The sequence below is a fragment of the Parabacteroides timonensis genome (assembly GCF_900128505.1).
Classification (GTDB): Bacteria; Bacteroidota; Bacteroidia; order Bacteroidales; family Tannerellaceae; genus Parabacteroides; species Parabacteroides timonensis.
Window position 1 is genome coordinate 1 of the sequence record NZ_LT669941.1, and the last position, 16,098, is coordinate 16,098.

Annotated in this window: 16 protein-coding genes; 15 read left to right on the forward strand and 1 reads right to left on the reverse strand. The window is 39.6% G+C overall.

Annotated elements, in window-relative coordinates; translation table 11 throughout:
• Window positions 1-222: 222 nt before the first annotated feature.
• The 15 genes from BQ7394_RS07680 (at window position 223) to BQ7394_RS07750 (ending at window position 14,648) form a co-directional block, all read left to right on the forward strand.
• Window positions 223-813, forward strand: coding sequence for a sulfotransferase family 2 domain-containing protein (locus BQ7394_RS07680; RefSeq protein ID WP_235848821.1), 591 nt, complete (start codon window positions 223-225; stop codon window positions 811-813).
• Window positions 803-1,675, forward strand: coding sequence for a sulfotransferase domain-containing protein (locus BQ7394_RS07685; protein WP_075556917.1), 873 nt, complete (start codon window positions 803-805; stop codon window positions 1,673-1,675). The genes BQ7394_RS07680 and BQ7394_RS07685 overlap by 11 nt, the downstream gene beginning before the upstream one ends.
• Before the next feature lie 16 nt (window positions 1,676-1,691).
• Entirely contained in the window at window positions 1,692-2,903 is a 1,212-nt protein-coding gene (locus BQ7394_RS07690) for a DNA primase (RefSeq protein ID WP_075556918.1), read from the forward strand.
• Between the two features lie 19 nt (window positions 2,904-2,922).
• A complete protein-coding gene (locus tag BQ7394_RS07695) occupies window positions 2,923-3,621 on the forward strand; it encodes a sulfotransferase family 2 domain-containing protein (RefSeq protein ID WP_075556919.1) in 699 nt (232 codons plus the stop codon).
• A gap of 23 nt (window positions 3,622-3,644) precedes the next feature.
• Window positions 3,645-4,676, forward strand: a complete 1,032-nt coding sequence (locus BQ7394_RS07700) for a glycosyltransferase family 2 protein (RefSeq protein ID WP_075556920.1) — start codon at window positions 3,645-3,647, stop codon at window positions 4,674-4,676.
• Between the two features lie 111 nt (window positions 4,677-4,787).
• Window positions 4,788-5,585: a sulfotransferase domain-containing protein gene (locus BQ7394_RS07705; protein ID WP_235848703.1), complete on the forward strand. Its 798-nt coding sequence runs from the start codon at window positions 4,788-4,790 to the stop codon at window positions 5,583-5,585.
• 25 nt (window positions 5,586-5,610) lie between these two features.
• Complete coding sequence (locus BQ7394_RS07710; protein ID WP_075556921.1) at window positions 5,611-6,171, forward strand: acyltransferase; 561 nt, start codon at window positions 5,611-5,613, stop codon at window positions 6,169-6,171.
• Between the two features lie 45 nt (window positions 6,172-6,216).
• Window positions 6,217-7,320, forward strand: a complete 1,104-nt coding sequence (locus BQ7394_RS07715) for a glycosyltransferase (RefSeq protein ID WP_235848704.1) — start codon at window positions 6,217-6,219, stop codon at window positions 7,318-7,320.
• Between the two features lie 20 nt (window positions 7,321-7,340).
• A complete protein-coding gene (locus tag BQ7394_RS07720; protein ID WP_075556923.1) occupies window positions 7,341-7,619 on the forward strand; it encodes an HU family DNA-binding protein in 279 nt (92 codons plus the stop codon).
• A gap of 6 nt (window positions 7,620-7,625) precedes the next feature.
• Window positions 7,626-8,408, forward strand: coding sequence for a polysaccharide biosynthesis/export family protein (locus BQ7394_RS07725; protein ID WP_075559925.1), 783 nt, complete (start codon window positions 7,626-7,628; stop codon window positions 8,406-8,408).
• Between the two features lie 6 nt (window positions 8,409-8,414).
• Window positions 8,415-10,745, forward strand: coding sequence for a GumC family protein (locus BQ7394_RS07730; protein ID WP_075556924.1), 2,331 nt, complete (start codon window positions 8,415-8,417; stop codon window positions 10,743-10,745).
• Entirely contained in the window at window positions 10,742-11,497 is a 756-nt protein-coding gene (locus BQ7394_RS07735) for a glycosyltransferase family 25 protein (protein WP_075556925.1), read from the forward strand. Before BQ7394_RS07730 ends, BQ7394_RS07735 begins: the two co-directional genes overlap by 4 nt.
• 4 nt (window positions 11,498-11,501) lie before the next feature.
• Window positions 11,502-12,512 (forward strand): glycosyltransferase family 2 protein, encoded by a 1,011-nt coding sequence (locus BQ7394_RS07740; RefSeq protein ID WP_075556926.1) that lies wholly within the window; start codon window positions 11,502-11,504, stop codon window positions 12,510-12,512.
• 20 nt (window positions 12,513-12,532) lie between these two features.
• A complete protein-coding gene (locus BQ7394_RS07745) occupies window positions 12,533-13,693 on the forward strand; it encodes a glycosyltransferase family protein (protein WP_075556927.1) in 1,161 nt (386 codons plus the stop codon).
• Between the two features lies 1 nt (window position 13,694).
• The gene (locus tag BQ7394_RS07750) at window positions 13,695-14,648 is read left to right on the forward strand and encodes an NAD-dependent epimerase/dehydratase family protein (RefSeq protein ID WP_075556928.1); all 954 of its coding nucleotides are present in this window, start codon (window positions 13,695-13,697) and stop codon (window positions 14,646-14,648) included.
• Between the two features lie 74 nt (window positions 14,649-14,722).
• Here BQ7394_RS07750 and creD read toward each other — a convergent pair whose 3' ends face one another.
• On the reverse strand, window positions 14,723-16,093 hold the full coding sequence (gene creD / locus BQ7394_RS07755) for a cell envelope integrity protein CreD (RefSeq protein ID WP_075556929.1): 1,371 nt from the start codon (window positions 16,091-16,093) through the stop codon (window positions 14,723-14,725).
• Window positions 16,094-16,098: the final 5 nt, after the last annotated feature.

Genomic DNA, 16,098 nt, shown 5'->3' on the forward strand with positions numbered 1-16,098 from the left:
AAAAGATTGCAGGAATAAGACAAATAAAATTATGGATAATGTTAATAATTGTAAACGGGGGGGGGTAATACCCTATATTCTAATAATTTATTAGTAAAAAGAATTCGTTCCTACTGTGCCCGAATCTATTATACGTATAGAAGTATTAAGAAATGGGGAAGATTACACAGAACATTTGTCTTTGATCGGGAAAGAGAGGTAGTTTACTTGAATAATCCGAAAGTGGCTTGTACTTCCATAAAAGAATCCATGTTTGGGAAACAGCCGGATATCAATTCGTTATCGGAGAATTCTACGATAGAATTGAGTACAGAGATGAAGGAGTATTATAAATTTACATTTGTACGAAATCCTTTTAAACGTTTGGTTTCCTGTTTCGAGGATAAATGTATTCAACATCCGGATGACCCATGTTGGAACTACTATTTATTTAGTCGTATAATTCGGGTACGTGATTTTAGCCGGTTTGTCCGGAGAATTTTTCTGCTTCCAGATAGTTTTGCCGAGCCACATTTTGCCGGACAGTACAGGTTAATATATGATAAGGATAATACGTGCCTGGCCGATTTTGTCGGGAAGATAGAAAATATAACAACTGAATATGAGCCGATACGTGAACGCTTTAATTTTCTTCCATTGGAACATTCCAACCGGGCAGCTTCTAAGACCGGGAAAAACTGGATGGATTATTATACTCCTTTCACGGCGAGACTGGTGTACTGGAAGTATAAGAAAGATTTCGAGACATTCGGATATGAGGAAGAATATCAAAAGCTGAAATCTTATCTCAAAAATAAGAGTTATGATAAATAAAATTAAGTGTTTAAGGAATATACATTATTGGTTGTTAACTGCCTGGAAAATCCGCAAACTGAATTTTGTAATTATTGGAGCTGAAAAATGTGGTACAACAGCCCTGTTTGACTGTTTGAAAAAACATCCGTATTGTATTGCTCCAAATAGAAAAGAAACCCGAATGTTTTCTCTTAGGTATGAAAAGCATTTTAATGTTTTTCATTCGATTTCTTATTTTAATCCCAAGGAGATTTTTTTTAGAAGTAGAAAACATTTCTTATTTGAAGCTACGCCTGAAAATATTTATCTGGAAGAAGTTGCAGAACGTATTTATCGTTATAATCCGGACATGAAATTGATACTTTTAGTTCGTGAACCCGTTTCACGTGCTATTTCCGAATATTTTTTTATACGTAATTTGATGGTAGAGAATATAGCAATATGGGAAGATCCTGAAGGGAAATATAAAGATAAATTGTTAGATTCTGATCACTATCCTTTATCATGGTTCGTAGGAGAAGAATTGAAAATAATGAAAGAAACAGGTTCTTTTAGTTTTTCTACAGTTTTATTCCCGGATTTTGTTCGACGAGGTTTGTATTGTGAACAGTTAAAATGGTATTATCAGTACTTTAAACCGGAACAAATCTTGATTTTGGAAAATAAAGATTTGAAGTATCGACCGATAGAAACGTTGAAACAGGTTGAATCTTTCTTGAATATACCTCATTGTAATTGGGAAAATGAGAAAAAGGTAAACTCCAACATTGGAGTTTACACTCATCAGATATCTGATGAGTGTAAACAAATGTTATATGAGTTTTATAAACCTTGGAACGAGAAATTTTTTGATATGATCGGTTACCGTATGGATTGGTAATCAGGAAATTTATCCCATGAATCTTAAAGAACAAATATTAGCAGTCATCCGATTGGAGGATGTAATCGAACGTTATCTGCCGTTGCGTAAGAACGGCGGTTCGGCCAATACTTTGACGGGGCTTTGTCCATTCCATGATGATCGGCATCCGTCGTTCTGTGTCAATGTGAAGAAACAGTATTACAAATGCTTTGTTTGCGGTGAAGGAGGCGATGTGTTTAAGTTTGTACAGAAGATGGAAGGGTGCGACTTCCATCAGGTATTGAAGATACTGGCCGGATGGTACGGATTGTCGGGTGAAGATGATTATTTATCGGCAAAGCCTTTACCGGTAAAAAACAAAAGCCGATCGGTGTCGACAGATATTGTCAGCCAGGCAGCCAGAGATCATTTGCTGCGTAATCATCAAATGATGCAGGGGCTTTTAAAGGAGTATGTTCCGGAAAATGATCAATTGCAAAGTACTTACCAGGTGTTTGAAGTCGGTATTGCTCCTTCGTCTCTGCCTTATGACTATCACTCTTTCGCAGATCGTCTGATTTTTCCTGTTCGCAACGAACGGGGTGAACTGGTTGCATTTGCCGGTCGTTACCGGGGGGAAACGAAAGGAACTGATATCCGTAAATATGTCAATTCGCCGGATAGTCCGGTCTATCATAAAGGAGAGATTCTGTATGGGTTGTATCAGGCACAGGAAGCGATCCGGCAGCATGGTTTTGTGTATATCACCGAAGGGTATAAAGACGTGCTTGCCATGCATGCTGCCGGGTTTCGTAATACTGTAGCCTTGTGTGGAACCGCGCTGACCGAGCAACAAATGGTTTTACTCAGCCGGTATACCCGGTATGCTATTGTGATGCTCGATGGCGACGAGGCCGGTCAGACGAATGCTATAAAATCGGCACGCCTGTTGTCCGGAAAAGGTTTTTCTGTCGGACGGATTGTTCTCGAACCGAAACATGACCCGGATTCCCTGCTTTGTCAGATGGGGCGTGAGGCATTTATCGACTATATGAAAGCTGCCACCCGTTTTAGCCGCCTGGAAGTTTATGAAGCTACTTTGCTTAGAGAAATAGGGCAGATACTGTCCCAATTACGTCTGGCACTGACAATAGAAGAACGGAGGGATTTGTTTGCTCGCATGATCCCTTTGCATAAACGGTTAGCTAAAGTTACGGAACTCTTAGCACATTCTCCGATACTGAAAGCGGATTGGTTATTAGATTAATAAATATAATTGTACTATTATGATTGTCGATAAAGAGCGCAAGGTAATATACTTGCATAATCCTAAATGCGGAGGGACTTTTCTGAGAAATATTTATATTGAAAAATATGGAAAGACAGATGCTACGAAATGGTGGAAGGCATACGATCGTAAAAATGGAACGGATCTGGGGCATATTACTTATAAAGATTTACCGCGTTTTATTCCGGAATGGGAGGAATACCGGATTGTTGTGATGGTACGTAATCCTTATAATCGTTTTTATTCTGCTGTTAAGGAATTGACAAAGCATTCAAATAATGTGGGAAGGTTTCCACAACTTCCGGTAATCATGTTGGATGAGTATCAGGAATCAAATCTTTTAAGAAAGATTTATCTGCGTACGATATGTCTTAAGACATATCGTTTACGGAAGCTCAGTACGGCTTCCGTAAACGATATCTGTTATCAAATTCTTAGATGTTCCGATCAGGATTTTTATTTACGTAATAAGAGAATACCCTGGTTAAATCCTCAAAGTTATTTTTTAGGAAAGAATGTTGAGGTTTTTCAGTATGAATCTGAAAGTGATTGGAAAAAACTACTGGAACTTTTAGAGCTGTCCGATTATCAAAACAGAGTGTCGATTGCAAGAGATTATGCGATGTCCGAAGATATCCGGAGTATGATCATGAAAGCATATCCGGAAGATAGGGTAATATATCAGGGGTATATTTGAATGAAATGTTAAAAAGAGGTAGAATGAAAACTAAAAAAGATGTTTTAATATCGGTGATTATTCCTATTTATAACAGGGGGGATTGTCTGGCTTATTGTTTAGACTCAGTTTTAAATCAGACGTTTACGTGTTGGGAGTGTATTTTGATCGATGACGGTTCGACTGATGATACGTTTTCCGTATGTCGTCGGTATGCCGGGAAAGATTCCCGTTTTCGGATATTTTGTCAACCGAATAAAGGAGTTTCAGATGCCCGTAATCATGGATTGGAACAGGCACAAGGGAAATACATCGCATTTATAGATAGTGATGATTGGGTGGAGGATAATTATTTACAATTATTATACGAGTCTGTCAGTGAGGATGATATGCTTCCGCTCTGTGGTTTGCAACTGGAAGGGATGGACCGTATGAATCTGTTTGTGAAAAGTGACAGATTGTATTTGTTGGATAATGAGGTGACCGATCTCTTGATTGATCATTTTATTAGCGGAGACCTATTGAGAGGCCCGGTCGGTAAGTTATATAATAGATGTGTGATAGAAAAACATCGAATCCGCTTCCCTTCCGGTATCAGCTGGGGTGAAGATACAATCTTTAATTTCGTTTATTTGCGGTATATAAACAAAGTAAAGGGAGTTCCATATTTTTTATATCATGTTGTCAGACGGGGTGAATCGCTATCGGTAAGTGCAAGATATAATAATTTCTTAACAGATTCGAACCTAAGGATATATGATAGCATTTTCGGTTTTGTAAAAGCGAAGAATATCGATGATCCGGTTGTAAAGAATCATATAGATGATATGTATGTAACTATGGTTTTTCAAACGCTTGCAGGCATACTTCATGTGCATGACCGGCTATCGTGGAAAGAACGTTATAAACAAATGGAATGGCTGATGTCACAGGTCGATAGAGGCAAATTCAAAAAATATTTGTTTAAATCATTCGGATCTGCGTATAAAGCTTTTGCCGTATATTTCAGGCTACCTGTTCTGCTTTTTTCATTTTATGAGATAAAATATCTTTTTCTGTCCCTAAAAAATAACTAATGTATAATGAATGAGAATAATTTACTACATGATATGAAAATGATATTTAAATATTGGATCAAAATTTTGTGTATTTATTTACTGGGGCAGTCGAATAAAAAAATAGATTTTATGATTATTGGCGCCCAGAAATGTGGAACAACAGCTTTGTCTGCTTATATGAATAAGCATCCGTTTTGCACCGGTTCGAATAATAAGGAGCCTTTGCTTTTTACGAAGTATTATAAAGAGAAACTGGGATTGAAGAGAATAGTGGAATATTATTGTTTTAATAAGTTCTTAAAAAACAGAGGAAATTGTCTATTCTTCGAAGCTACTCCCGACTATATTTATGAAGAAGAGGTTCCGGCACGTATTTACCGGTATAATCCTCAGATTAAAATGATCTTTTTGGTTCGTGAGCCTGTTAGCCGGGCTATATCCGAGTATAATATGGGATGCCGTTATGCAATAGAAAAGAATCTATGTGTACGGGAAGATCCGGATCGTGAATATTTCGATTGTTTAAAACAACCGGACAGGTATCCTTTTCGTTGGTTCGTAGAAGAAGAGTTTCGAAAAATGAAGGAAACAGGCTCTCGTTTACCCTCTGCTTTTCATTACCCCGATATGATTCGGCATGGCTTCTATAATGAGCAATTGGAGCGATATTATCAATATTTTAACCCGGATCAGTTCTTGATTTTGGATAGTAAAGACCTGAAAGAAAAGAAGCGGGAAACCTTATCAGCCATAGAAGACTTTTTGGAAATTCCTCATTATGATTGGCCGGAGAATGAGTTGGAAAACTCCAATGTTGGAGTTTATACTCAGCAGGTACCTGCTGAGTATAAACAATTCCTAAAAGAATATTTTAAACCATGGAATGAAAAGTTTTTTGAGTTGATAGGAAAGCGGATGGACTGGTAATAATATAATTAAATTCTTAATCGGAATGCTTCGTACTATTTTTTTTTATCTTTTTTATTGGAAGGAAAAACTGCGCTTATCCGGAAGAGTAACCTTCAACGGTTTTACGATTATCTATGCTTTTAAAGGTTCCCATATTTACTGGGGGCGAAATATTAGAATCAACAGCCATCCTTTATCCAATCTGGCGGGTATGCATCAATATGCCATTTTTGTAGCGCGTGACGGCGGAGTTATTCGCCTGGGTAACAATCTTGCTTTATCCGGTTCTACTATCTATGCACTCGAATCGATCGAGATCGGCGATAACACACAGATAGGTGCCAATACAATCATAATGGATAGCGATTTTCATCCCATGGACGTTGCTGCGCGACGGATAAACGACCGGGCTTCCATTCGTAAAAAGCCTGTACGTATCGGCAACGATTGTTTTATCGGCATGAATGTGATTATTTGCAAAGGGACAGTGTTGGGGGATCGTTGCATTGTAGGGGCGGGTAGCGTTGTTTGCGGAGTTTTCCCTGACGATTCTGTGATTGTGGGGAATCCGGCACATGTAAAGAAAACCAATCGGTCAAAATAAAATTCAATATATATAGAAATGAAAGTTGTACATGTCATAAATTCCATGAGTTTAACTCATGGAGGGCCTGCTTATTCCACTTACCAGACTGTTAAAGGGCTAAATGGTTTGGGAGTAGACACGCAGATATTAACCAGACAGATACTTGGCGGAGAAACACCGATATCTACGGAACCGTTTATTCATTATCTGCCTGTCCCTCCTTTTTACTATGAACGTTGGGGATATGCAACGGTTTTTCCGAAAACATTATCATCGATTCCGGATGTGGATGTTTATCATATTCAGGAGTTATGGCAATATCCGGGATATGCTGCAGGACGATATGCCCGAAAAAACTCTCGTCCCTATGTGGTCACTTTGCGTGGCGGTATGTATCCGGAGGCCATGAAGCATTCTTCATGGATCAAGAAAATATCGTTGTTGCTCTATGAACGGCGGTTATTGCAGAAAGCTGCCTGTACGCATGTCACTTGCATGGAAGAGATGGAGCATTATTGGGCATTGGGATTTACCAATCCCGTAGCCGTTATTCCGAATCCGCTGGAACCATGTGAAGTAGCGAAACCTCTTTGGGCGGATGGAAAGAAACGAATAGGCTATTTGGGACGTTTACATCCCCGCAAACGGGTGGAACGTCTGCTGGAAATATGGAAACGTTTGAAGGAACCGGGTGAACTGTTGATTATGGGAAACGGTGATCCGGATTATGTCGCTTTTTTGAAAAAGGAAGTGGAACGTCTTCAATTGTCTGATGTTCGTTTTTCCGGTTGGGTATCCGGAATAGAAAAAAACAGATTACTGGCTTCGTTGACTTGTCTGGTGGTGCCGAGCGATTTTGAAAATTTCGGAATGATCGTACCGGAAGCTTTGCTGCAGGAAATCCCGGTCATAGCATCGACCGGTTCTCCCTGGAAAGAACTGGAAACAGAACGGTGCGGTTGGTGGGTAAAAAATGATGTGGATAGTTTGACGGTAGCAGTACGGGAGGCTTTATCGCTGGATAAAGAAGATTTACAGACCATGGGGAAACGGGGACGCCGGTTGGTGAAGGATAAATATTCCATAGATGTCGTCGCCCGTCAGATGGAACAGCTGTATGCCTGGGTTACCGGGCAAGGTGATAAACCTGAATTTGTATATGATTAAAACAATAAATATTTATCAACATGAACAAGAATGATTTAGCAAAAGAAATAGCAGGCCGTATGTCGGTAACAGCTACGCAAGCTCAACGTTTTATAGATACGATGGATGAAGTGATTACCGAGTCGTTAAAATGTAACGAGCCTGTTTTAATACAAAATTTCGGTCATTATGTGCCTTGGAAACAAGCAAAGCGTATGGGGCGCAACCCGCGGACCGGGCAGGAGTGTATCATCAGGGAGCGTATAAGTGTCAAATTCAAACCGGGTAAAGGGCTGATTGATAAAATAAATGGGGAATGATTGGTTATGAAAAAGTTTAAAGGATTGTTTTTGGGCTGGATATTGACCAGCTTGTTGCTTTCTTGCGGCTCGGTGAAGGATATTGCTTATCTGCAGGGAGGAGACAGTTTGTTTGACAGGATGGCTGTTACCGATACTTTTGAAATGAAGATCAGAAAAGACGATATACTCGATATTGTGGTGAGTTGTGCAGATCCGACATTGTTGACTCCTTTTAATATTAATTCAGTAGGATATGGCATGGGGTATTCCGGTACAACAAGTAATAACCGGGGGTATCTTGTGGAAGCGGATGGGACTATCAATTTCCCTTTATTAGGGAAGATAAAAGTGGCAGGTTTATGCCGGAGAGAACTGAGAGAATTCATACAGGAGGGGCTGAAAAAAGAAGGGTATATAAAAGATCCGATCGTTACAGTCCGTTTTCTGAATTTTCGCATTATGGTGTTAGGAGAAGTTGCCCGTCCCGGAACATTTAACATCACTTCAGAAAGGGTTACCTTGTTCGAAGCGTTAAGCCTGGCGGGTGACTTGACGATACATGGACGCCGTAACCGGGTGGCAGTGGTACGCGAACAGGATGGGGAACGTACTATATTATATCATGATCTCCGGTCGAGGGATGTGTTCAAATCTCCGGATTATTATCTGCAACAGAATGATATGGTTTATGTAGAGCCTAACCGGGTAAAAGCGGAAACCAGTACGCATAATCAGTTTACCAATTTGGGTACATGGGTATCTTTTGCTTCGTTCGTCATGTCGGTTTGTGTACTTATTTTTAAATAAAATCTTATGAACGAGGAAAAACCTTATATTGAGAACTGGACTCTTAAAAGCGATTTTAACTTACGTGCAATTCTGGATGTTCTGATTGCCAAATGGTATTGGTTTATGTTGTCGGTCGTGTTCTGTCTGGGCGTAGCCTATGTGTATACAAAATCGGTTCCGGTGGTTTATAAACGGGAGGCTGTTGTACAGATTAAGAATAAAAAGAAAACAGAGGAAGCTTTTAATGAAAAGCAGATATTTGATGACAATAACTATAATGTTGATGGAGAAATATTGATTTTCAAATCGCGTATGCTGATGCGGAAAGTTGTCGACAAACTAGGCTTGAATATCGGGTATACAATAGATAAAGGGCTGACAAGTGAGGTTTTATATGCAGATGTTCCTTTGGCGATCAGTTTCCCTGATTCGACATTTTTTCGTCCGGCAACATTTTCGATTATCCCATTGGAAAACGATCGTTTCAGAATTGAAGGGTTGGAAGACGATCCGGACGGAGTGATGGAATATACTTTTGGAAAACTGCTGGATAGTCCGATCGGGCGGATGCTTGTAACCCGAACTTCTTTTTTTACGGATGACTGGCTGGGTGTCCCGATACAGATTGCCTGTGCGGAGAAAGAAGCGCTTGTTTCTTCGTTGCTGGGTGGACTTGAGGCAGGGCGTTCGGTAAAAGATGCCAATCTGATCACATTGACCTATCAGGATATGAATCCGAAAAGAGGGGATGATATACTGAATATGTTAATACAGGTGTATGTGGACGAGGCGATGGAAGATAAAAATGTAATTATACGGAATACGGCTGTCTTTATCGATGAACGGTTACAGTTGATCAATGAAGAATTGGGTAATGTGGAAGGGGATATTGAGGAATATCGGAAACGGAATCAATCGGTAGATTTCGGGTGGGAAACCCGGATTTCTTTGGAAAATAGGAACCTATACGATCGGGAGGTCGCCGAACTGACTACTCAGATCGAATTGATCGGCCTGATCCGGCAGTATTTGCATGATCCCCTGAAAGAAGAACGTTTGCTTCCGGCTAATACAGGCATTGCGAACGTTGGAATAGAGGCTATGATTGAAAAATACAATACCGTATTGCTGGAACGGGATAAATTGAAGATCAACGCAGGGGATAATAGCCCGGCCGTTAGGGAGCGAAATGAGGAGCTGATCTCTTTACGGCGTACCATCAGTGAAAGTTTAGGGAATACGAAAGATGCTGTCAATTCGAAACTGGATTTTACCCGTCGTAAACAGATGTTGGAAGCAAAAAAGATCAATAATTTCCCTACGCAACAGAAATATGTTTTGTCGGTGGAACGGCAGCAGAAAATTAAAGAAGAACTGTTCCTGTATTTATTGAATAAACGGGAGGAAAATGCGTTGACACTGGCAACAGCCGATAGTAACCTCCGGATTGTCGATGAGGCTTACGATGCAGGTCGTGCGGGAGCCAATACGTTGGTGATTCTGCTGGGGGCTTTCCTTGCCGGTCTATTCATACCTGCAATGTCTTTCTATATTCGATATTTATTGAATGTCAAGGTACGTGGCCGTAAGGATATAGAGGATAACCTGACAATTCCCTTCCTGGGAGAAATACCTCGAAAACCGGCCAAATCGGATATGGTGCTGGTTCGGGAACAAGGGCGTGATCCGATCTCTGAATCCTTCCGTATTATTCGTTCCAATCTGGATTTTATGTTGGAGAAAAAATCGAAAACGCAATCCATTATGTTTACTTCGTTTAATCCGGATTCGGGAAAGACTTTTATATCATCTAATCTGGCGGTGGCTTTGGCTTTAACAGGCAAGCGGGTTATTTTGCTGGAGATGGATATTCGCAAGGGATCGGAGAAAGATGATAAGGGGAAAATTGTACCGGGACTGACGAATTATCTGTCCGGTAATATCACAGATACCGGAAGTATTATCCGGACAAGCCGTTGGTATTCGAATCTGGATGTGATAGCTTCCGGACCGGTACCTCCCAATCCGTCAGAACTTTTGTTAAATAGTCGTTTAGACGAATTGATGGCAGAACTTAGAGAACGGTATGAGTATATCCTGCTGGATACGGTTCCTTATGGGATTGTGGCGGATGCTCAGGTAATCAGCCGGGTTGCCGATCTGTGTGTCTATGTGATTCGGGAAGGGGCTATGGATCGCAGATTATTGCCTGAAGTAGAAAAATTATATGCTACCGGTAAATTACCGCGTATGGCAGTAGTATTGAATGAGGCTCGTTACCAATATGCGGGATATAGTTATTACGGGAGTTATGGATATTATGAATATGGTCATAGAAAAAAGAAGAAAAGATGAAAATAAAGACTTATCTTATAAATATAAAGGAATCGACAGAGCGTAAGGAGAGAGTATTACGGGATATTTCGAGGTATTCTTTACTGGATGTGGAAATAGTAGAAGCGGTCAACGGTAAGAAACTTTCCGAAGAGGAAAAGGATTCGTTATTCGATCGGAAACGTTTTATGTGGCAATATGCCCGTGAACCATTGGACGGAGAAATCGGATGTACTTTAAGCCATCGGGAATGTTATCGCAGATTACTGGAATCTGACAACGAATATGCGTTAATACTGGAAGATGATGTTCGTTTTATGTATCCGGATGATGTGGAATTTGTTTTGAAAAAGGCTGTCGGTATATTGCTTTCCTGTAAAAACAGTATTATTACCCTGACTCATCATCATATTTATTTTTCTAAAAGACTTTGGAGTTTGAAAAACTATTCTTTTTATCGTATATGGACTGCTTATGGAACATGTGCTTATCTGATCAACCGGGGTGCTGCAAAAAAGTTATTGTCAATTGATAAACCTTTTATTTTAGCAGATGATTTTCAATATATATGTTTGAAAGGCATTTATATTCAGGGAATATATCCCTGGTTGGCATTGGATGCTTCAACCATGAAGTCGATTTCTTCGGAAATAATAGATAACAGGGATAATATAGCCTATATAAAAATTCCATTTAAGTATCGGTTGAAAAAAAGTATATTAGGAAAATTTAGAGGTCTGCTTTTCCGGATGCATATTTTAAAATGGCGTTGATTCAATGAGATCTTTTACTTTTTCAATTATAGTGCCGGTTTATAATAGCGAGTCTTTTATAAAGGTTTGCCTCGATAGTATATTGGAGCAAACTTATCCGGATTTTGAATTATTGTTGATCGATGACGGTTCGACCGATCGAAGTGGTGAGATATGCGATGAATATGCCGGAAAAGATTCTCGCATACGGGTATTTCATGAAAAGAACGAGGGCGTTTCCGCTTCCAGAAACAAAGGTCTGGAGATGGCTTCCGGGTGGTATGTCAATTTTGTGGATTCGGATGATTGGGTCTCTCCTGATTACCTGCAATCGTATGTAGATGCCAGGAAAGATTTCGACTATGATATTGTGTATACGGAGATGGTAAGACATTATAAGGGACAAGAACGTTTTGTTCAATTGCCGGATTGTTCGGCTGTTCGTCCGGAAGATTTACCATATATATTGAACCGTTTATTCGACAATGGTGAATTTGGATATGCCTGTAATAAATCGCTGAAAAGGGAGATTGTCGATCGTTGTGGGATACGGTTTGATCGTCGGATTTCTTTCTTTGAAGATATGATATTTATGTTGGATTTTTGTTTGAATATTCAATCTGTTCGTTTATATCCTGCGCAGATATACAATTACAGAATTCATTTGTCATCACAGTCGTTTAATCGGAATATTGGTTTTAAAAAACATTATTTAGCCTGTATCACCAGTTGTGATAAAGCAACGATATTGGCCCGGAAAATAGATAATCCCCAATTGTATGAGACCATAAAAAGGTATTGTTCTTCTAGCAGGCAAATAACGGTAATGAATATGTATCGGGTAAATAAAATACCTAAACGAAAAGAACGGTTGGCGTATTTAAAAAAGTTGCATGATCGCTCTCCTATCGATGGTTGGAATAAGGGGATAGTAGGAGTGGGATTGAATATAAAAAATATTTTATTGGCTGATTTATTTCTGATGACCATTTTTACTCTGGGACGGTTATTGCGGAGTTTGAAAAATAGTAGATAATACTCTGATGTATAATAAATATGACTACACAAAGAGAAATAAGAAAGATCGATATTATTGAAAAATTCAGTCCGCGACATCCATCCATCGCTGGTCGGTCTGTTAAATTAATGGCAGATATTCTTCATTCAAACGGGTTGGATGTACATACATTTTCGATAGATGCTGTTTACAAGGGACAAGTTGCGGAAAAGATCCGGCTTCCGTATCCGGTGACGGAATTGAAAGCTATTTACAATGGTAATAATAAAATACTCCGTTTACTGGTAGGCTTACTAGATGGTTTTCGCCTGGTGTTCAGCGCGTGTAGAATGACGGATGCGGATGTGCGGATTGTCTTGACCAATCCATCGCTGATCAATTTTTGGGCGGCTCTATTTAAATATTTCAGTCGCTCTCGATGGGTATTCTGGACGATGGATTTATATCCTGATGCTTTTTGTTCGGCTGGATTGGTAAAGTCGACAAATCCGTTATTCAGGATTATCCATCATTGGGTGTATCAGACGGCTCCGGATTATATGATTGCATTAGGTGAAAGGCAATATGCTTATCTGAAAGAAAAGTATAAAAAAGAGATTCCGCATACTGTTCTTCCTGCCGGGGTGAATATCATGAAACAAGTAAAAGAAATGCCGGACTGGAAAGAAGGTAATAAGGATAAAATAACTATGTGCTATGCCGGGAATCTGGGAGAGGCTCACGATGCTTTGTTTCTTTTTCAGTTAATAGACCGGATGGATCCTGAAAAGTTTATGATACTTTTAGCTCTTTATGGTTCAAAGGCTAATTGGCTATTGGAAAAGGTGAGATTTAAACAAGGAGTAGTTATAGTCAATCATGTAGAACTGGAGTTTATCGATATAAATATAGCATCTTTATTACCCTGCTGGAATCATGTATGTGTGCCTTCGAAAGTTGTCAGCGCTATTTGTGCAGGAACTTCGGTTTTGTATAATGCTTCGGAATATTCAGAAGGTTATTGTATGTTTCCTAAGGCTCTTTGGTTAATCAGCGAAACAGATGATTATGAGCGGTCGATTGTCGATTTTTATCATTCTGTGACTAGGGAGATAATCGATACAAAGAAACAGGCTGCCAGAGAATATGCCCGACAACTGGTTGTTATGCAGGAAAATGCTTTTCAGGAAATTATTCAATATTGTAAAAATACAAAATGAAATGAAGATCACACTTATTGGTGCTTCCGGGTTTGTCGGTACCCGGTTGATAGAATATCTTCGACCGACACTTTATTCGCTGCAGAATATAGATAAAAGACAAAGTTTATCTTATCCAAAGATCACAACGGTAGCCAATGTATTGGATAAGGAGAAACTTGTTTCTTTATTGGCAGGAACGGATGTTGTTGTTTTGTTGGCAGCAGAACATCGGGATGATGTATCTCCCGTATCCCTTTATTATGACGTGAATGTAGGTGGTATGCGTAATACACTGAAAGCAATGGAGATCAATGGAATCAAACGGATTGTCTTTACCAGCTCGGTTGCCGTTTATGGATTGAATAAGAAATGTCCGGATGAAAATCATCCGGCAGATCCTTTTAATCATTACGGGAAAAGTAAATGGGAAGCGGAGCTAGTGTTGCAGAAATGGTATCAAACTCATTCTGACTGGAATATAAACATAATCCGTCCGACGGTTATATTCGGTGAACGCAATAGGGGGAATGTTTATAATTTACTTCGGCAAATATCGAGTGGCAAATTCCTGATGGTGGGAAATGGCAATAATAAGAAGTCGATGGCTTATGTCGGTAACATTGTAGCGTTTCTTGAATTCCTGATTACGGAAAAGACAGCAGGTTATAACGTTTACAATTATGTGGATCAACCGGATTTTACCATGAATGAACTGGTTGAACATGTGAGTAAAGTCTTGAAGATACATATTCCGACAACTCATTTCCCATTTTGGTTAGGAATGTTGGGTGGATATTGTTTCGATTTGTTAGCCTTTTTATCCCGCCGAAAGCAAACGATCAGTTCTGTCCGGGTAAAGAAGTTTTGTGCTACGACCCAGTTTAATGCAGGAAAAATACAACAATCGGGTTTTAAAGCTCCGTATACACTAGGAGAAGGATTGGCAAAGACACTGGAGTTTGAGTTTTTATAATTAGTGAAGTGCCCCCGAAAGTTTTTTGTCTAACTTTCGGGGGCACTTTCTTTTGACACATCTTCATTTTTTATTTAATGGAGTTCTGTTAGTGGTTGCGATTGGCTATTTTCTTCTGTTTCCTCTTCTGTTTCTTCTTCTTTATACCAGTTGATCTTCCGGGAGAAGAACATGATGACCCCAAGTATGAGGAATAGGCCGATGCTTCCGATTAGTAAGGCAACGTCTTCGAGTTGCAGAACGACATAAAGGAAAATGTAGAGTGTACATAACATGGCGGTCAGTGCTCCGGTTTGCATTTTGTTTTTAAAGATGCTGTGGGCATAAACCGTTATCAGTCCAATGGTGGCTATACTGGCAATCAGGTAGGCAATGCCGAAATTGATCTGTTCAGAGATCGATAAAAGCAGGCTGTAGAACAGGATCAGGGCTATACCTACCAGCAAATACTGAATAGGGTGGATACGTTTTTTTGTCAGTATTTCAACAAAGAAAAAGACAACAAATGTAAGAGCTATAAACATAAAGGCATATTTGGCAGACCGCATGTTTTGTTGGTAATGGTTTACCGGATCGATCAGGTTGACTCCGAAAGAGCTGTCTTCGAATGTTTCGGCCTGGTTATCGATCCATGTTTCAGGTATGCTGCGGTTGAAACGAAGGATACTCCAGTTTGCGTCGAAACCGTTTTCGGTAATAGTATGTTCTGGACTGAAGTTACCGATAAAGCCAGGTGATTTCCAGGTACCTGCTACATGAACTTTGGACGTTTTACCTATCGGGATGAAATTGATATTGCTACTTCCGTTTAACTTCAGTTTGCAGTTGAAATTTAATGCATAACCAGTCAACAGAGAGTCGGGATTGTTTAAACTGATAACCAATACTTTTCCCATTAACCGATCACTGTTACCGGCTGCTTCGACCGGATATTGTTTGTTGTCGAAAGTAAAGTCGATATTATCCGTGATACCTCTTAAGTCGGAAACACCGATCGTAAGGAAAGCCTGATCCCAATGTATGGTACTATTGTCGATCTTTTGGAAATTGATCTTTTCAAAATTTCCGGATATGTCTAATTCACTTTTGTAAAGGATCGTTTTATAGATTCCGTAATATCTTTCTTCTGGGTACAATTGGGTATTGATATTCAAATTTTCAGGAGTGATATTGAGGATGTGCTCCTGAAGCATTGTTTTATTGTTAGAACCTTCATGCATGGTCGTGTAGGGGATAGAGAGTATAGGACCGCAGATGGTCTGGGCATTACTCCATTTGGCATTGATCTTTTCGATCGTTTCAACACTTCTGTCTTGCCGTTCCCGTATCAGATCCTGGATCATGAATCCGGGGATCAGTAGGATAAGGGTCAGAAAGCCGATAATCAGTGCTTTAAATGTAATGGACTGATTGATTTTTGCTGTTTTTTTGATTGTTGTTTCCATAATCT